Raw genomic sequence first — 17,593 nt, 5'->3', positions numbered from 1 at the left:
TTACATTATACTTTCCTATAAGAGCTTTCGCAATAACTTACAAATGTTCTCTATTCCATGATACTCACTCTTTTACTTCTTAATTCTTTTTACTATTTTGATTTCCCTTTACAATTATGTAAATTTCTCCATTTATTCCGTACAAAATTATGGATATTCTACTTTCAGTATACTCTTTTATCAATATATACTCTAGATTTTATTGTAAAGAAAGCAAAAAGCCTAATCCAATATTTGGATTAGACCGCTTGTAAAATATATTTAGCATGTTCTACATTTTTCTCAGTAGGTGGTTCTACATTTGCGAGTGGATACTTGTGTCCAAGCGCCTCCCATTTATATACACCAAGCTTATGATATGGTAACACTTCAACTTTTTGAACATTAGACAGACTTTGAATAAAGCTAGATAGTTTTTGTAGATCCTCTTCATTATCCGTAACACCAGGAACTAATACGTGTCGTACCCAAATCGGTTTATTCTTATCCGATAAATAACGAGCAAATTGTAAAATATGTTCATTTGATTTCCCTGTTAATTTACGATGCTTTTTGGAATCGATATGTTTCAGATCCAATAAAACTAAATCTGTATAATCCATTAAAATATCTAGCTTATTTTGGAATTCTGGTTCCTCAGAATAACAACCACCAGAAGAGTCGATTGTTGTATGGATACCAGCCGCTTTACACTTTTTAAACAACTCAATTAAAAAGTCTAGCTGTAATAATGGCTCTCCACCGCTAACTGTTATACCGCCTCCGGAAGCTTCAATAAATGGAAGGTAACATGTCACATCCTGCATCACTTCTTCAACTGTTATTTCTTTACCTTTACCGATTTCCCACGTATCAGCATTATGACAATATTGACAACGTAATAAACACCCTTGTGTAAATATGACATAACGAATCCCCGGGCCATCAACAGTACCACAAGACTCTACAGAATGTATTCTTCCTTTTACCATGTTACTTCCTCCTTTATTGAAACAGCCTCCCTTCGCTATATATTAAGAGCGAAGGGAAACCTTTTTCATTTACATGCTTTCATGCATTGTACGGTTAATTACATCAATTTGTTGTTCACGAGTTAATTTAATAAAGTTTACAGCATAACCAGATACACGAATTGTTAATTGTGGATACTTCTCAGGATGTTCCATTGCATCCATTAATGTTTCACGGTTAAATACGTTAATATTTAAGTGGTGCCCTTCTTTTACTGCATAGCCATCAAGCATTGATACTAAGTTACGTACTTGTACATCATCTTCTTTACCAAGTGCTTTCGGAATAATAGAGAATGTATTAGAAATACCATCTTGTGCATCTTCATATGGTAATTTAGCCACAGATAATAATGAAGCTAATGCACCTTTTGTATCGCGTCCATGCATTGGGTTCGCACCTGGTGCAAATGGTTCTCCAGTACGGCGGCCATCTGGAGTATTACCAGTTTTCTTACCGTAAACAACGTTAGATGTGATTGTTAAGATTGACATTGTATGAACAGAGTTTCTGTATGTTTTATGTTTACGAAGTTTATTCATAAATGTTTTTACAAGATTTACAGCAATCTCATCTACACGATCATCATTGTTACCGTATTTAGGGAAATCTCCTTCAATCTCGAAGTCAACTGCAATACCATTTTCATCACGAATTGGTTTTACTTTTGCGTACTTAATTGCACTTAATGAATCTGCTACTACAGATAGACCAGCGATACCTGTTGCCATTGTACGAAGAACGTTTGTATCATGAAGTGCCATTTCAATACGTTCATAGCTATATTTATCATGCATGTAATGGATAACATTTAATGTGTTTAAATATAGACCCGCTAACCATTCCATTGTCATATCAAACTTATGCATAACTTCTTCATAATTTAATACTTCAGAAGTAATTGGTGCGTACTCAGGACCAACTTGTGCTTTTGACTTTTCATCTTTACCACCGTTAATCGCATATAATAATGCTTTCGCTAAGTTTGCACGAGCTCCGAAGAACTGCATTTGTTTACCGATTCTCATTGCAGATACGCAACATGCAATACCGTAATCATCGCCGTATTCAGGACGCATAATGTCATCATTTTCATATTGAATTGCTGATGTTTTAATAGACATTTTCGCACAGTAGTTTTTAAAGTTCTCTGGTAATTGTTTAGACCAAAGAACAGTTAAGTTTGGTTCTGGAGCTGGTCCTAAATTATCTAATGTATGCAAGAAACGGAATGAGTTCTTTGTTACTAATGGACGACCATCTAATGCCATACCACCGATAGATTCAGTTACCCAAGTTGGGTCACCAGAGAATAATTCATTATAATCAGGTGTTCTTGCGAATTTCACAAGACGTAATTTCATAATGAAGTGATCTACAATTTCTTGTACTTCTTCTTCTGTTAAAGTACCATTTGCTAAATCTCTTTCAATGTAAATATCTAAGAATGTAGAAGTACGTCCAAGACTCATTGCAGCTCCGTTTTGCTCTTTAATCGCTGCAAGGTATGCGAAGTATAACCATTGGAATGCTTCTTGTGCATTTGTTGCTGGCTTAGAAATATCGAAGCCATGAGAAGCAGCCATTTCTTTTAACTCTTGAAGTGCACGCATTTGCTCAGATAACTCTTCGCGTAAACGCATTGTATCTTCGCTCATTACACCACCAGTTAAATTCAAATCAGCTTTTTTCGCTTCAATTAAATGATCAATACCATATAACGCTACTCGGCGATAGTCACCGATAATACGTCCACGTCCGTATGCATCTGGAAGACCAGTAATAACACCTGATTTACGTGCATTTCTCATTTCTGGTGTGTATGCATCAAATACACCTTGGTTATGAGTTTTTCTCCACTCTCTAAAAATACGACTAAGTTCTTTATCCATTTCGTATCCATAAGATTCACAAGCTTGTTCTGCCATACGAATACCACCATATGGTTGTAAAGAACGTTTAAATGGTTTATCAGTTTGGAAACCGACTACTTTTTCAATATCTTTATTTAAGTATCCTGGGTCATGTGATGTAATAGAAGAAACAATTTTTGTATCCATATCAAGAACGCCACCGTTTTCACGTTCTTTCGTTGTTAAATCCATTACTTGATCCCAAAGTTGTTTCGTTGCTTCAGTTGCTTCTGCTAAGAAAGATTCGTCCCCTTCGAAAACGTTTACATTATTTAAAATGAAATCGCGAACATCAATCTCTGCTTTCCATTTTTCACCTTTAAAGTTTTCCCATGCGTTTTTAACATTTTCTAATACTTGAGTCATCCTAATCTCCTCCATTTTTGATTAGTACAGGACTAAGATTTTTTATATAACAGCTTACACACTTAGAATACTACTTTTTTACGAAAGTGAACGAAATAGTTGTGACATGTTTGTGAAATGTTGAGCAAACTACTATATATATAGTGTTAACTTCATTTAAAAGTCTTTAAAATTAACCCTTTCCTTAATTGTATTTTTTTGGTATCCTTATATACGAGTCCTATTTTGTAATATAAGAACAATACCCATTGTAGAGCTGTAATACTCTTATCTCCTAATCTGTTATAGTTTTTATAACAGAACAAAAAAGTGTACACATGTTGTACACTTTTTTTGTTACTTCTATAAAACATCTCTTTTTCTATTGCCATCATAGAATCTGCCACGATTGTCTGTTAATGCAATTATTTGATCTAGTCCTTCTATATGATCACCTATAATTCGAAGTACAGCTGGTGGATGACCTATTTTAGCAAAATGTTCACTGGGACGAATACGGTTCATCTTATCGACCTCAACACGACTTACACATGCAACTTCAAATCCTGAAAGAATAGCTTTCACTTGGGCTACACACGGCGCCAGTAAAGATCTATACCCAATTTCTTTCAAACACTTACGGCTAAACGCATTCGGTACAGCGATAAGAGAGCCTACGCCTAGATCTTTTCTATCACAAGCTAAATTTAATGCATATTTAAATGCAGTTACAAGATGAAGCGGTACTCTTAAATCTAAATAATGATTTAGATCATTTAATGCAACATCTGTTCCATCTGCAATAGCTTTCGCAAAAGGATATAGCTCACTCGCTGGAATAACAAAATCGCCATCTATAAATAACACAATTTCTCCTTTTGCAAAATACGTTCCAAGTGAGCGCCCCACATCATTTCCGAGTGCTTCTTTATATACAATTGTCGTTGCCCCTTTGTCTTTTGCAATTTTTTTCGTTTTATCTGACGAACCATTTACGACAACGATAATTTCGAAGGGTTCAATTTTGCGAAGCTCTTCTATAACGTTTCCAATTGTTTTCTCTTCATCTTGTACGGGAATAACAACCGATAGTTGCTTTCCTTTATAGAAATCAGATGTAACACCCCACCCTTGATAAAACTCTTCAAAACTTAAAGTATGATAGACACTATCCCTTTTCCTATTTCCATCATAATATCCTCCGCGCTCATCACTGCTTAATATCCGTTCTGCTACTGCTTCTATATGATCACCTATCATTCTTTTTTCAGATTGGGAAAGATTTGTCCCATATGCAGCATGCTGGAATGGACGAAATTTATTCGGCGTAATAACGTCAATAGCACAATGACGACTAATTCTCCATTTACTTTGAACTAGGCGTAAATGAGCCACAATAGGATTAACAAAACATTCATATCCGATGCTTTGAACGACTTCTTTCGTCAGCGCATGAGGTACATCTAATAAAGAATTCATTTTTAATTCTTCACGCTCTAACATTGCATTTAATATTTGGCGCCATACTGTAATAGAAGTGGTTTTTTGCCTTTTTAAAAATAATGCATCCAAATTATTTAAAACTACATCTGCCTGATCGTATAAAATCGGATTAAGGAATAATTTTAATTTTGAAGTTGGAATAGCAAAATCACCATCTATAAATAGTAATACATCACCTATCGCATGTTTTGCGCCGACTGCACGTCCAACATCGTTCCCTAGTAGCTCTGTATGCTTGATTACTTTACACCCTAAACGATCTGCAACATCTTCTGTTCCATCATTACAACCGTTTGCTACTACAATGATTTCTACTGGATTTAATGGTCTTACCGATTGAATAACGTCTGAAATCGTATCGACCTCATTACATGCAGGAATAATAACAGATAATGACTTAGCCATTGTTTTGTTCACGAAACCACTTAATTGTTTCCTTCAATCCGTTTTCCCACGTTACTTTCGCCTGAAATTGAACAAGCTCTTTTAATTTTGTTACATCTGGTCTTCTATTTGGAATTTCTTCAAAACCATGAGGATATACTTCTTCAAAAGGCACTTGGACAATCTTCGAAGAAGAATTCGTTAATTTTTTAATTACTTCTGCTACTTCTTTTATGCTCTTTTCATTCTCAGAACCTATATTAATAATCTCACCATTTACCTTCTCATCCATTGCCCGAATTGTTGCCTCTACCGCATCACTTACATACGTAAAACAACGTGTCTGCTTTCCATCTCCATATACGAGAATGTCTTCTCCTTGCAGTGCCGCGCGGATAAATCGCGGGATTACTCCTGCATATGGACCATCTTTCGCTCTTGGACCATAAATATTAAAGTATCGAACAATCGTTACTGGTAAACCTTCTAATGCGTACCCTAAACATAATGTCTCTTCCAACGTTTTACAAACTGCATAACTCCAACGAATTTTAGAAGTTGCCCCGTACAATCGATCTCCCTCTTCAGAGAAAGGCGGCTTGGCCTTACCATATACTTCTGAAGTAGAAGCAAAAACTACTTTCTTCTTTCCTTTTAACGCTGCTTGTAAAACATTTCTTGTCCCATCAAAATTCGTTTCTATGAGCTCTATACTTTTTTCCATTGTTGTTTTCACACCTAAAATTGCTGCTAAATGAAACACGACATCATGCTGATCTACTAATTCATAAATAGAATTTTTATCTAAAACACTTATTGGAATAACACGGATTTCTTTCATTAACTCTTTATGGTACTTATTTTTACCTTTATAAAAGTTATCCACAACAGTGACCTCATAACCTCTTCTCATCAACTCTTCAGCTAAATGCGACCCGATAAATCCGGCCCCACCTGTAATTAAACATTTCTTACTCATTTACTCACCTTCTTTACAATCCCGCGTGTATCTATTACTCGATCCATTCCTTTAAAAAGCTTCCAATCAATATTAGAATGATCCGTTAAAATTAAAATACAATCCGCTTTTTTAACTTTTTCTTCATCTAAAGAAACAGATTGGTACACCTTATCTCCAATTTCTGCGGAAGAAATATAAGGATCATGATATTCTATCTCGTATCCTTGATTTCTTAATAATTGAATAATCGGTAACGCTGGTGATTCTCTCAAATCATTTACATCTTTTTTATACGCAATCCCTACAATTAACACCGTTGCAGGTAATTGCACCACACTTTTTACTTTCCGGACCATTTTCTCTGGCATTTCTTCATTAATTATATGTGCAGCCTCAATTAATTGACTAATTGCCCCATTCTTTTTTATTCTCCATTGAAAATATAAAGGGTCTACGGGAATACAGTGTCCCCCTATCCCTGGCCCTGGCCAATACGGAGTAAACCCAAATGGTTTTGTAGATGCCGCTTCAATGGCCTCATAAAAATCAATGCCTAAACTTTCACATAGTGTGTTTAGTTCATTTACTAAAGAAATGTTAACTAAGCGCTGAATATTTTCAAATAGCTTGCACATCTCTGCTACTTTCGGAGAGCTAACAGGTACAACTTCGTCAAAAATGGTACTATATAAATCCTGTACCTTTTGTTTACACTTTTCTGTTTGTCCACTAATAACTTTTGGAATAGCTTGAACTGAATATTGACTATTTGCTGGATCAATTCTCTCAGGGGAATATCCGATATAGAAATCTTCCCCTACCTTTTTACCATTTTGAGAAATAATAGGTAGGATGACTTCTTCAAGTGTGCCTGGATATGTGGAGCTTTCAAAAATGAAGGTTTGTCCTTTTTGAAGGTTTTGTTGTATATAATGCGAAGCTGAAATGAGGGCACTTAAGTCTGGTTCTCTTTGTTCATTAATTGGAGTCGGGACAGTGACAATAACATAATCACTATTTTGAAAATCAGCAATGCCTTGATCCGGTGTATTTACTGTTAATTTTTTTTTCGTCAATAAACTTTGTAACTCTTTAGAAGAAACATCCGGAATATAACTTTCTCCTTTTATAATTGAGTCTATTTTTCTAATATCTTTATCTAATCCAAGTACTGTATGCCCTCTTTCTGCAAAATGTACCGCTAAAGGAAGGCCAACATACCCTAGCCCAATAATAGCTACTTTACTACTATTCATTTGTATTCTCTTCTTCCCTTCTCAATTGTTGAATTACATCTCTATCTCTATCTCCATCTGTAAAACCACCACGTTCGTCCGTACATTGTAATAAATACGCAACCGCTTCAAGTTGATCACCGAAAATACGATCAAATGCTGAAATACGCCCATTTACAAATTCGTGTTGCTCTGGACGTACGCGATTTGTTTTTATAACATCTACTAACTCTACTGTTGTAATAGAGAATCCTTCTAAAATAGCTTTCACTTGTGCTAATGGCGGAATGATAAGGGAATCATATCCTATTTTCTCTATTACCTTCTTATGAATGGCATGTGGTACAGCAGTTAGTGAGTTATTCCATAAATCTGGTCGTTTCGCTATCAAATTCACAAAGTATTTTCCCATACTAATTGGATCTGCTGGATGAAACATATCTAATAAGCATTGTAAATCATTTAACACCACGTCATTTCCATCTTCAACAGCATGTAAAAATAGAGTGAGTTTTTTTGCTGGAATAACAAGATCACTATCAACGAATAAACAAATATCTGCCGTAGCATGCATGGCACCTATTGCTCGTGCTACATTATGTCCAAGCGCCTTCGTAAATTCAACAACAATAACATTCTCTAGCTTTGCCTGTTTAACAGTCTCAACATCTGCTCCATTCGCGACAACTATAATTTCATCTACACCTGCTTCTTTCACTTCTTTTATAACAGACCTTATGGTTATTTTCTCTTCTGATACTGGGATAATGGCACTATATTTCGCTTTATTCTTTTGTAATAAAACTGGTTTATACTTTCCTACAAACTCTCTATCTCTATTGTTCTCTGAAAAACCACCGCGTTTACCATATGTTTCGATTACGTATTGTAAAGCTCGCAAATGATCACCCATAATACGACTAGTCGCTTTCGGATAAGGAGAGCCAGGTGATGTACCAGTATGCACAGGTCGAACTTTATTTGTGTAGATGACATCAACTGAAGCCATATCAGAAATATCTACTCCTCTAGACATCGCCATCGCTTGAAATAATGCTGGATCTGCTAAATTCCACCACCCCAGTTTTTCAATCACTTTACGACTTATCGCATGTGGTATTGCAATTAAAGATCCTACAACAAACTCTTTCTTGTTCAAATAACGATTTAACATATATTTTCCAACCGTCGTATAATGCGGTCTCATCTTCAAGTAAACGGACCATGTTAAATTATTTAAAACAATCTCATGCCCTTGTCGTATTCCTTTAATAAAATTGTATAATTCTTCACTTTTCATGACGATATCACCATCTAAAAACAAAACAATCTCACCTTTTGCTTCTCTAGCACCAATTGCCCGTCCCACATCATTACCAAGAGAATCTCTATAATAAATCACACGGCAATTATGCTGTAATGCTATTTCCTTCGTCCCATCTGTAGATCCATTATCTACTATGATAACTTCATATGGTTCGAGTTTTCTTACCTCTACTAAAACTTTTGATAAAGTACTTGCTTCATTATGCACTGGAATAACAACTGACACTCTCATACTTGTATCACTCTTACCCTTCCAAGCGAACATAAGCAATAATAGGAATACGCACAACTACATCTTCTGGTGGTCCATAAGAAGGAGAAGTACGAACAATTACTGCCCCATCCGTCACAGATAAAAGAACGCCTGCAATGATTTCTACAGCTGTCACAACTTGCACTAGTTCGCCAACATGGTTACGTAATTCATCAGTAAATAACATATATAACTCTCCTTTCTTAAGCTTCTTTAATTGATATAATACTTGTAAATGGTAATAAAACTTCAGTTCCTATTCCTTCTTGCAATGTTAAAAAGTCATCACCAACTGCTACAATAACACCTGTTAATTGTCCAACTGTCACCGTAATCTCTACGCTTTTACCTAAATACTGCTTTGCAATTTCTTTAAAAGGTGATGTATTGCATTCTTTTAAAATGTTACAAATAATAGATTGAAATCTACTTGATTCAATAACTTCTTCCGTAGCTTGCTTAGAGTTTCTTTGAATAAATCTCGCGAAGTTTTGTGAAAATAAAAGTCTTTCCACAGCAGGCAATAACTTATTATCTAAAAAATAATCTAATTGTCTATTAAACAATCTTGATAATTTATGCCAATATTTTCTGAACAGACACATACACTTCTCCTCCTATTATTTTTAGATTATAAAATTTTACATCCATACATCTTAATGTATACAAAATGGATATTTTTGTGATAGGTAAGACATACATTTTCTAAAAGAAATATTTGTTTCAGAGCATAAAAAAAACTATCCAAAAGGATAGTTTCTTACACTTCAATATTCCGCAATATCGAATAAATGTCATTATTCACTTTACCAAATGATTTAATATTATTTTGAATGTTAGATAATAAAACAACATATACACTGCCATTTTTACTAAATCCGTTTAAGCAATTCCAACCTGGCATTACACCATGATTCGAATAGCTTCCTGGGTCTACGTACCATCCAAACCCGTAATCCTTTTTTCCACCCGTAAACATTTGATCGTAACTCTCTTTTGAAATTAATTTTCCAGAGTATAACGCCTCATTAAATAAATATAAATCATGTGCACTCGTATATATATCACCACAACCATAAAGTTGTGACATGCTTGGAATATTAGGTGTTGTCATATTATTATTTACTATTTTATAACCCGTTGATGGGAATCTTGTTTGTTCTAACGCTGTGCCAAAGCCAGAATGTTTCATACCCGCAGTAGCAAAAATATGTTGTTTAATATATTCTTCGAGTGACTGCCCACTTACCTTCTCTGCAATATAAGCAAGTATAGAGTAGTTCGAATCAGAATACTTCCACTTCTCTCCCGGACCACCAATACGCTTTTGATTTCCTATCCGCTTTATCAGTTCTTCATGAGAAATATCTTCTTTTCCCTGCTCATATTCGGGAATCCCTGATGTATGTGTTAATAGATGTTTTAGCTGAATATTATTACCTTGTGGAAAATCTGGAATATACTTCGCAACAGTATCTTCTACTTGTAATTTATTTTGATCTTTCAATTGCATAATAGCAGTTGCTACAAACGCCTTTGAAATAGAACCAATATAAAAAGTCGTCTCTGAATTATTCGGTACTTGCTGCTCTTTATTTGCCATACCGTACCCTTTATTCAGAAGAACTTTTCCGTTCTTCACAATAACAGCTGTCCCGCTAAATCCTGCGTTTTGTAAATACTGGTCCAATTGAGCGTTTTCATTAATTTCTTGAGGTGGTCCTTCAGCAGGTTTCTCCGCTGCTTGCGCTTGCTTCATTTGTTCTTCCTGCTCTTTTTGTTTTTGCTTCTGTACTTCTTGTTTCTTTTTTTCTTCTTTCTTTTTTAACTCTTCTTGTTTCTTCATTTCTGCTGCCGCTTTTAAAGTTTCTTCTTTCTTATTATGCGCAACAATTTTTGTATACATGAAATATACAAGTGATAATAGTAAGACGAGAATGATTGTTCTTTTTATGTATACAATCGGCCGATGTGCTTTCCCATTCGCATTATTTTTTTCCTGATCCATAATTGCTTTTTTCCCCTTACTCACCAATAATTTAATTCCTCTACTAAAGATTCGTTTTAGTAGATTATGGATAATCCATTCTATATCATCCCTACTTTATCACGCACTGCACATATTACCAACCTATATGTACAAAAAAGAAAAAGAAAATTTACAAAAGTAAGATTCCCGTTAAATTATTAACAAAAAAAAGAGGATATCCTCTAAAAAATTGATGTTATCAATCTTTTGGGACATCCTCTTATCTCATTATTTATACGTGTTTTTTCATATCATCGGCAACAGATTCAACATTTGTACCTACGATAACTTGTACACTAGTATTACTTAATTTCATAACACCTTTTGCACCAGCACGTTTTAATGCTGCTTCATTTACTTGACCAGCATCTTTTACTTGTAAGCGTAGACGTGTTGCACAGTTATCAATAACTGTTAAGTTTTCTTTTCCGCCTAAAGCTGCTACGTAAGTTTCACCAATTGAACCTGCAACTGGTGCATCACCATCTTCAACTAACTCATCGTCATCTTCACGACCAGGAGTTTTTAAATCGAACTTCTTAATTAAGAAGTAGAATACTATGAAATAAATTGCTGCGTAAATTAAACCGATACCTGCTAGTAAGACTGGTTTTGTTGCAATACCGAAGTTTAAAGCATAATCGATTGCACCGGCACTAAATGAGAAACCATCATGAATGCCAAGTGATGTTGTAATGAATAAAGAAAGACCTGTTAGTACAGCATGAATACCATATAATACTGGTGATAAGAACATGAATGAGAATTCAATAGGCTCTGTAATACCAGTTAAGAATGAAGTTAATGCTAGACCAGCTAACATACCAGTAACTGCTTTACGCTTTTCTGGTTTAGCAGCTGCAATCATTGCGAAACATGCTGCTGGTAAACCGAACATCATAACTGGGAAGAAACCAGTCATAAACATACCTGCTGTTTTGTCACCTGCAAGGAAACGAGCAATATCACCATTAACAACATTACCTGCTGCATTTGTAAAGTCCCCAAATACAAACCAGAAGTATGTGTTCATTACGTGGTGTAAACCAATTGGGATTAATAAACGGTTTAATAAACCAAATAATCCTGAACCAATTGCACCTAAATTAACAATTCCATGAGCTAATGCATCAATACCATTTTGAATTGTTGGCCAAATTTGTGCAAATAGAATTCCTAATATCAGCATCACAACTGATGTAACAATTGGAACGAAACGTTTTCCAGCAAAGAAACCTAACCATTCTGGAAGTTTAATCTTATGGAATTTATTATAAAGAAGTCCTGCTATAACACCAACAATAATACCACCTAAAACTTTCATATCTACTTTAGTCGATAATTCAGCAGCCTTAGATACTTGTGTCATTGTATCCGCAAGCTTAGATGGATCTACATTTGCGCTATTACCTATTAAATCTTGGACTTTACCTAATTTACCTTGTAATTCAGCAGTTGAATACCCTTTGCTAAGTGCATCAATACTATTTTTCATAACAAGATAACCAATTGCACCTGCAAGACCTGCTGCACCACTACCATCCACTGAAAGACCGATTGCAATACCAATTGCAAAAATAAGTGCTAAGTTATCAAAAACTGCTGCGCCGGCCTGTGCCATAACAGGAATATCAAATACATCTGGTTGCCCTAAACGAAGCAATAATCCTGCTGCTGGTAGTACTGCGATCGGAAGCATTAAAGCTTTACCAATACGTTGTAAAAACTGCAACATTTTAATTCCCCCTAATTTAATTTATGAAATCGTTATCATTATAAGTACGCTTTAGAAAACGCTTTCTATTACATAACCATAATAACATATAGTTGTATAGATGTGTAGTTTTTATTTCCGAACTTTTTATGGATAAATCTCCTATTTCCAAACTGTTATATAAAAGGAAAATTCTCCTTTTTAAAATACAGAATACTCGAAACGAAAGACCTATTATAGCACATTGAACTTTCGTTTTATCATTCCACTTTTTCATGTTATTATTTATTTCCGAGCATATCGGGAAAAGTAAACTTAGTTAATTCAAAATAGGAGCGTTGGTACTATGCAGTGCATTGAAACAAACAACTTACAACAGTTGTTAGAACAAGTAAAACCATATACAAAAAAAGGAAAACTTGCTACTTATATCCCCGAACTAGGAAATGCAAATCCAGACGATTTAGGGATTGCCATTTTCCATAAAGAAACAGAATATATCCATGCAGGCAACTCACAAACACTATTTACTCTTCAAAGTATTTCCAAAGTAATTACACTTGCCCTTGCCCTTTTAGACCGTGGTGAAGAATATGTATTTTCTAAAGTTGGAATGGAACCAACGGGTGACCCATTTAATTCTATTATTAAGTTAGAAACGACAAGTCCGTCCAAACCCCTTAATCCAATGATAAATGCAGGAGCATTAGCTATTACAAGCATGTTAGCAGGAAAAGATAACGAGGAAAAAATGGAACGTATTCTTCATTTTGTACGTGAAATAACAGATAATCCTACTATTAATTATTCCTCTAAAGTTGCCGATTCAGAACTAGAGACAGCTTACCTAAACCGTTCACTTTGTTATTATATGAAACAAAACGGAATTATCGATTGTGATATTGAAGAACTTATGGATTTATATACTCGTCAATGCGCAGTTGAAGTAAACTGCATCGATTTAGCACGTATCGGCTTAATTTTTGCAATGGATGGATATGATCCATATAAAAAGAAACAAATCATCCCTAAACATATTACAAAAATTTGCAAAACATTTATGGTCACATGTGGTATGTATAACGAATCTGGTGAATTTGCAATTCGTGTTGGTATTCCTGCAAAAAGTGGTGTAGCCGGTGGTATTTTTGGCTGCGTAAAAGGAGACATGGGAATCGGTATTTTCGGACCAGCTTTAGATGCAAACGGAAATAGTATTGCTGGTTTTAAAATTCTTGAACTTCTTTCTGCTCAAGAAGGTTGGAGTATTTTTTAATCGCGAGTTATCCTGCTATACTAGCAGGATTTTTTATTTCGCCAAAACCTCCCTTTTGTCAGTTATCAATACTCTTACAAAAACAGTGCTGAAAGTTTCTCTATATCATGCATATTTGTTCCCCCCTCCTGAATAATATAGTACAACCTAGCGCTATATGTGGAGGTGTGAAAGATGAAACTAATATTTCAAATGGGAAAACAACCTGTTCTTGAAAAAACAATCCTTCTTTTTATATTGAGTATTGTAGAAAGCTTGAAGTTAAAAGTTGTTTCACTCGACGAAGCTCACCGATACATATTCAATTTAGAAGTACTTGAATTATTAATGGATCGGAACATCGATGATCAAGTACTTGAACTTATTCATTTCGGGATGGGACTTGAAGACATTTATCATGTGCTTCCTGAAGAACTTGAGCATACGATTGAGGAATTAAAGTGGCTTTGCATTCAAGTATTAAGTGAGTACAGTATGCATGAAGAATCCGAACAATTAATTGAAGATATACGGTAAAAAAGCACCTATGTAGGTGCTTTTAATGTTTTTTTAAACTATTTTTATACGCCTCAATATTTACTGGTAGCTCTTCCTCTTCCAAAGTATGTTCATTTACATCTTTATGAATGAACGCACCTTTAGGTGGTTGATGATCATGCCCTTTTTTCTTATGATCAAATGCTTTCCCGCGTCCCATACAAATCCCCCTTTCTTAAAAGAAATCCGTATTAGTATGGAGAAAAGTACGTCGATATATGCAATCTCTTGCTGTATTTCCAAGGAAATACTCGAACCTTGTTTTCTACTCTCCTTACAACAACTGATCAATCCCAATAAGAATTAATAACACTCCTGCGATAACTGTCGCCCATTTCCCTAGGTATTCTGCTAAAAATCGTTTCCCTACATACGCAAAACTACTAATACAAATAAAACTAAACACCCCTGAAATAGTTGCTGTAAGCCAAAGGTTCAGGTTTGTTACTCCAGCATCAAATCCACCTGCAATATTATTAATAGACAACGCAATCCCTAATACAATTGCTTCTGAAAAACTAATTGTTTTAGAACCATCAAAATCTGCTTTTTCTGGATCACGTAAAATTCCTATAAGTACATTACCATCTTTAGAGCCTACGGTATTTCTTTGCCCCAAGAAAGGCTGGCACAAAATAAACACCCCGATTATCCCTAAAACGATTGCTCCAATCAGGTTTGCTGTAAACTCTGAAATAAATAACGCAATCCAGTTCCCAAAAAATCCAGCTAATAAAGTAAATAAAAACCCAAAAAATGCGATGATAAAATTGTTGAACCACGAAATTCTAATTTTACGAATGCCATATGCAATCCCAACACCTGCATTATCTAAATTAGAAGCAATCCCGATTAAAAAAATTGAAAATAGACCTGCCGTACTCATAAATAGCCACCCCTTTTCCTCACTTTTCCATGCATCTTATGAAAATGTTGAGCAACTGTGCCTGTCTGTTTCATATACATGTAATAAATGCTCAACATTTTTTCAACAATAAAAAGGAGTGCCTTCGCTATGCCTAAAGAAAATCCAAATGAGCGGCTTAGTAGATTAATAAAAAAACTTTTAAAAGAACGTGCCTTATCTATGCGCCAACTCGGAATGCTTACAAATATTGATCCCGCAACAATCTCAAGAATTATGAATGGTAAACAACCGCCAAAACAAAAACACCTACAAAAATTCGCAGAATGTCTGCAAGTTCCACCCCAATTGTTATTTGATGAAATGTATCCTGATTCTCCTCACATTAATAAAGAAAAGACGGATATGTACACATCTCTTGATACCATTCAGCAAACTCTGCAATCCTCTAACTTATTCGATTTCGATTACACTACAACTCGCGTAAAACAAGAACTCGAAAATTACGAACGCTATGCCCAGACAACAGAAGGCGAAAAACGTATTCATGACAGTTTTGCAAGCAAATTAGAGCAAATTGATAGTGCTGGTCCTTTTATTGAACAATTAACAGATATGTATCAACAATTTTGTAATGAAACCATTTCAAAAGAAGAACGTGCAGTTCTTGGGAGCGCATTACTTTATTTCATATTATCGACAGATATTATTCCCGACTATCTCTTTCCAATTGGCTATTTAGATGATGCGATTGCCGTTGAATTAGCGAGAGAGAAATTAATTGAAATGAAACGAAAGACATAGAAAAATAAAGAACTATTTCAGTTGTTTATATTCAACACTGAAATAGTTCACTAAAAAATCGTACAAGTATACATACCTGTACGACTTCAACATACTAATCTATTTTTTCATATGACACCATTCATATATAAATGCTGTTATTACTTTTGTAAATTCAATTAACTGCTCTACTTCTACTTTCTCATTTATTGAATGAGCTTCCTCTAATGTGCCTGGTCCGTAAATAACAGCCGGAATATGAAATTCACTAAACCAACCACCATCCGTTACCGTTGCAGACATATCTAAAATTGCGTTTTTAGAAAGAATTGATTCATGTACTGAGCTAAGCGTTTTTACAGCTGTATGTTCACTATCTATTTCTAAAGAAGGGAAAATTTCGCCACGATCCACAATCATTGATTCTCCGCCCCACTTAAATTGTGGTGGATTTTCACTTAGCCATGGATCGGCAGCTGCTACTTTACCGATATACTCTTCAATTTCTTTTATTATTTGTTCATGTGTTTCATTCGGATAAAAGTGCACTGTTATCCATAACCGGCACTCATCCGCAATAAAAGCTGCATGTCTTCCACCCTCAATAACAGCTGGATTAATTGTTGTTGTTCCAGATGGATAGCCTTCATATGTTTTCATAACTGCCCAGTGGCGCTCTAATTCTTGTAAGCTTTGCACAATTTTCATCATTTTTTCAATCGCACTCGCTCCAAATAAACATCCTCCAGCATGGATCATTTGTCTGCGCGTTGCATCATGAAACGTTTGCGGACTTTTCACTGTAATCCATCCAGTAATGACACTGCCTTGTCCTTGCATATGTAAATCGCTCGTATCCACTACTACTGCAAAATCAGCATCGTAACCTCGCCTGCAGCATTGAAGTGTACCTGCCTCTCCAACTTCTTCTCCAATTACGGATTGAAAGATTAAATCTCCAGGTAATTCAATACCAGCTTCTTGTAAAAGTTGAATGGCAAATAGCGCTCCAGCCAGCCCACCTTTCATATCTGCTGCGCCACGTCCAACTAACCAGCCATCTTTTATAAATGGATCAAATGGATTCGTTTCCCACGCCTCATCTGCTGACACTTCAGCTACATCCATATGACCATTAATAATAAGACTTTTATATGAGTCACTTTTTATTCCTTTTTTAACTCCGACAACGTTCGGATCATTCGGATATACATCCCATTTATCAATACTAAAATTTCGTTTTCTTAAAAAATCTGCAACAAATTCTTGCGCTTCATTTGTATTTCTCGCTGGTGGTGCTGGTGTTTCAAAACGAATTAATGTTTTTGTAAGTTCTAACAATTCCTCTTTCCTTGAATCTATTTGTTTTAACAACTGCGAAACTTCTGGATTCATCGCTAATTCCCCTTTGCATACATAGTATGTTTCCAGCTTTATTTTCACAAAAAAAGAGACTGT

General features: G+C 35.2%; 17 protein-coding genes and 1 pseudogene. 3 read left to right on the top strand and 15 right to left on the bottom strand.

Translation table 11 applies throughout. The features are described from left to right. Positions 1-239 precede the first annotated feature (239 nt). From pflA to ACTFR3_RS21545, 12 genes and pseudogenes are all read right to left on the bottom strand, one after another. Positions 240-971: a pyruvate formate-lyase-activating protein gene (gene pflA / locus ACTFR3_RS21600; protein WP_000238459.1), complete on the bottom strand. Its 732-nt coding sequence runs from the start codon at positions 969-971 to the stop codon at positions 240-242. 69 nt (positions 972-1,040) lie between these two features. Then, positions 1,041-3,290 carry a formate C-acetyltransferase gene (gene pflB, locus ACTFR3_RS21595; RefSeq protein WP_000195471.1) on the bottom strand — a complete coding sequence of 750 codons (2,250 nt, stop codon included), beginning with the start codon at positions 3,288-3,290 and terminating at the stop codon, positions 1,041-1,043. Positions 3,291-3,442: 152 nt separating this feature from the next. Further along, positions 3,443-3,664: a hypothetical protein gene (locus tag ACTFR3_RS21590; protein ID WP_002094217.1), complete on the bottom strand. Its 222-nt coding sequence runs from the start codon at positions 3,662-3,664 to the stop codon at positions 3,443-3,445. Beyond that, positions 3,633-5,177 (bottom strand): glycosyltransferase family 2 protein, encoded by a 1,545-nt coding sequence (locus ACTFR3_RS21585; protein WP_440044806.1) that lies wholly within the window; start codon positions 5,175-5,177, stop codon positions 3,633-3,635. The genes ACTFR3_RS21590 and ACTFR3_RS21585 overlap by 32 nt, the downstream gene beginning before the upstream one ends. Next, entirely contained in the window at positions 5,170-6,135 is a 966-nt protein-coding gene (locus tag ACTFR3_RS21580; RefSeq protein ID WP_000037020.1) for an NAD-dependent epimerase/dehydratase family protein, read from the bottom strand. The genes ACTFR3_RS21585 and ACTFR3_RS21580 overlap by 8 nt, the downstream gene beginning before the upstream one ends. Continuing rightward, entirely contained in the window at positions 6,132-7,373 is a 1,242-nt protein-coding gene (locus tag ACTFR3_RS21575) for a nucleotide sugar dehydrogenase (RefSeq protein ID WP_001088925.1), read from the bottom strand. The genes ACTFR3_RS21580 and ACTFR3_RS21575 overlap by 4 nt, the downstream gene beginning before the upstream one ends. Beyond that, positions 7,366-8,910 (bottom strand): glycosyltransferase family 2 protein, encoded by a 1,545-nt coding sequence (locus tag ACTFR3_RS21570; RefSeq protein WP_001266466.1) that lies wholly within the window; start codon positions 8,908-8,910, stop codon positions 7,366-7,368. Before ACTFR3_RS21570 ends, ACTFR3_RS21575 begins: the two co-directional genes overlap by 8 nt. Positions 8,911-8,923: 13 nt before the next feature. Further along, complete coding sequence (locus ACTFR3_RS21565) at positions 8,924-9,118, bottom strand: hypothetical protein (protein WP_000899469.1); 195 nt, start codon at positions 9,116-9,118, stop codon at positions 8,924-8,926. 16 nt (positions 9,119-9,134) lie between these two features. Beyond that, entirely contained in the window at positions 9,135-9,536 is a 402-nt protein-coding gene (locus tag ACTFR3_RS21560; RefSeq protein WP_000335532.1) for a hypothetical protein, read from the bottom strand. A gap of 155 nt (positions 9,537-9,691) precedes the next feature. Then, positions 9,692-10,939, bottom strand: a complete 1,248-nt coding sequence (locus tag ACTFR3_RS21555; RefSeq protein ID WP_000371812.1) for a serine hydrolase domain-containing protein — start codon at positions 10,937-10,939, stop codon at positions 9,692-9,694. Between the two features lie 253 nt (positions 10,940-11,192). Next, the gene (gene nagE, locus ACTFR3_RS21550; protein ID WP_000938900.1) at positions 11,193-12,695 is read right to left on the bottom strand and encodes an N-acetylglucosamine-specific PTS transporter subunit IIBC; all 1,503 of its coding nucleotides are present in this window, start codon (positions 12,693-12,695) and stop codon (positions 11,193-11,195) included. Positions 12,696-12,836: 141 nt separating this feature from the next. Continuing rightward, positions 12,837-12,951 (bottom strand): annotated as a pseudogene (locus tag ACTFR3_RS21545) (transcriptional regulator). 69 nt (positions 12,952-13,020) lie between these two features. On the opposite strand from ACTFR3_RS21545, the gene glsA reads away from it, so the two are divergent. After that, entirely contained in the window at positions 13,021-13,950 is a 930-nt protein-coding gene (gene glsA / locus ACTFR3_RS21540) for a glutaminase A (protein ID WP_001149850.1), read from the top strand. A gap of 174 nt (positions 13,951-14,124) precedes the next feature. Further along, complete coding sequence (locus ACTFR3_RS21535; RefSeq protein ID WP_000766604.1) at positions 14,125-14,466, top strand: DUF3969 family protein; 342 nt, start codon at positions 14,125-14,127, stop codon at positions 14,464-14,466. Between the two features lie 22 nt (positions 14,467-14,488). Here ACTFR3_RS21535 and ACTFR3_RS21530 read toward each other — a convergent pair whose 3' ends face one another. Together ACTFR3_RS21530 and ytaF are read right to left on the bottom strand one after the other, a co-directional pair. Next, positions 14,489-14,647: a hypothetical protein gene (locus ACTFR3_RS21530; protein ID WP_000532409.1), complete on the bottom strand. Its 159-nt coding sequence runs from the start codon at positions 14,645-14,647 to the stop codon at positions 14,489-14,491. 114 nt (positions 14,648-14,761) lie between these two features. After that, entirely contained in the window at positions 14,762-15,373 is a 612-nt protein-coding gene (gene ytaF, locus ACTFR3_RS21525) for a sporulation membrane protein YtaF (protein WP_088053922.1), read from the bottom strand. A gap of 129 nt (positions 15,374-15,502) precedes the next feature. On the opposite strand from ytaF, the gene ACTFR3_RS21520 reads away from it, so the two are divergent. Next, complete coding sequence (locus tag ACTFR3_RS21520; protein WP_001123716.1) at positions 15,503-16,156, top strand: helix-turn-helix domain-containing protein; 654 nt, start codon at positions 15,503-15,505, stop codon at positions 16,154-16,156. 99 nt (positions 16,157-16,255) lie between these two features. Here ACTFR3_RS21520 and ACTFR3_RS21515 read toward each other — a convergent pair whose 3' ends face one another. Further along, entirely contained in the window at positions 16,256-17,530 is a 1,275-nt protein-coding gene (locus ACTFR3_RS21515; protein ID WP_440044805.1) for an acetylornithine deacetylase, read from the bottom strand. Positions 17,531-17,593 lie beyond the last annotated feature (63 nt).

This window comes from Bacillus cereus group sp. MYBK14-1 (assembly GCF_051916885.1).
Taxonomy (GTDB): Bacteria; Bacillota; Bacilli; order Bacillales; family Bacillaceae_G; genus Bacillus_A; species Bacillus_A cereus.
The sequence above is the reverse complement of the archived record's forward strand: the minus strand, read 5'-3'. Positions and strand labels throughout refer to the sequence as shown.

What these genes read in the sequence shown, in the direction of transcription:
- ACTFR3_RS21585 (WP_440044806.1), bottom strand. Translation starts at nt 5,177, where the DNA reads ATGGCTAAGTCATTATCTGTTATTATTCCTGCATGTAATGAGGTCGAT.
- nagE (WP_000938900.1), bottom strand. Translation starts at nt 12,695, where the DNA reads ATGTTGCAGTTTTTACAACGTATTGGTAAAGCTTTAATGCTTCCGATC.
- ACTFR3_RS21555 (WP_000371812.1), bottom strand. Translation starts at nt 10,939, where the DNA reads ATGGATCAGGAAAAAAATAATGCGAATGGGAAAGCACATCGGCCGATT.
- ACTFR3_RS21570 (WP_001266466.1), bottom strand. Translation starts at nt 8,910, where the DNA reads ATGAGAGTGTCAGTTGTTATTCCAGTGCATAATGAAGCAAGTACTTTA.
- ACTFR3_RS21520 (WP_001123716.1), top strand. Translation starts at nt 15,503, where the DNA reads ATGCCTAAAGAAAATCCAAATGAGCGGCTTAGTAGATTAATAAAAAAA.
- ytaF (WP_088053922.1), bottom strand. Translation starts at nt 15,373, where the DNA reads ATGAGTACGGCAGGTCTATTTTCAATTTTTTTAATCGGGATTGCTTCT.
- ACTFR3_RS21575 (WP_001088925.1), bottom strand. Translation starts at nt 7,373, where the DNA reads ATGAATAGTAGTAAAGTAGCTATTATTGGGCTAGGGTATGTTGGCCTT.
- ACTFR3_RS21565 (WP_000899469.1), bottom strand. Translation starts at nt 9,118, where the DNA reads ATGTTATTTACTGATGAATTACGTAACCATGTTGGCGAACTAGTGCAA.
- ACTFR3_RS21535 (WP_000766604.1), top strand. Translation starts at nt 14,125, where the DNA reads ATGAAACTAATATTTCAAATGGGAAAACAACCTGTTCTTGAAAAAACA.
- ACTFR3_RS21515 (WP_440044805.1), bottom strand. Translation starts at nt 17,530, where the DNA reads ATGAATCCAGAAGTTTCGCAGTTGTTAAAACAAATAGATTCAAGGAAA.
- pflB (WP_000195471.1), bottom strand. Translation starts at nt 3,290, where the DNA reads ATGACTCAAGTATTAGAAAATGTTAAAAACGCATGGGAAAACTTTAAA.
- glsA (WP_001149850.1), top strand. Translation starts at nt 13,021, where the DNA reads ATGCAGTGCATTGAAACAAACAACTTACAACAGTTGTTAGAACAAGTA.
- ACTFR3_RS21580 (WP_000037020.1), bottom strand. Translation starts at nt 6,135, where the DNA reads ATGAGTAAGAAATGTTTAATTACAGGTGGGGCCGGATTTATCGGGTCG.
- ACTFR3_RS21560 (WP_000335532.1), bottom strand. Translation starts at nt 9,536, where the DNA reads ATGTGTCTGTTCAGAAAATATTGGCATAAATTATCAAGATTGTTTAAT.
- ACTFR3_RS21590 (WP_002094217.1), bottom strand. Translation starts at nt 3,664, where the DNA reads ATGATGGCAATAGAAAAAGAGATGTTTTATAGAAGTAACAAAAAAAGT.
- pflA (WP_000238459.1), bottom strand. Translation starts at nt 971, where the DNA reads ATGGTAAAAGGAAGAATACATTCTGTAGAGTCTTGTGGTACTGTTGAT.
- ACTFR3_RS21530 (WP_000532409.1), bottom strand. Translation starts at nt 14,647, where the DNA reads ATGGGACGCGGGAAAGCATTTGATCATAAGAAAAAAGGGCATGATCAT.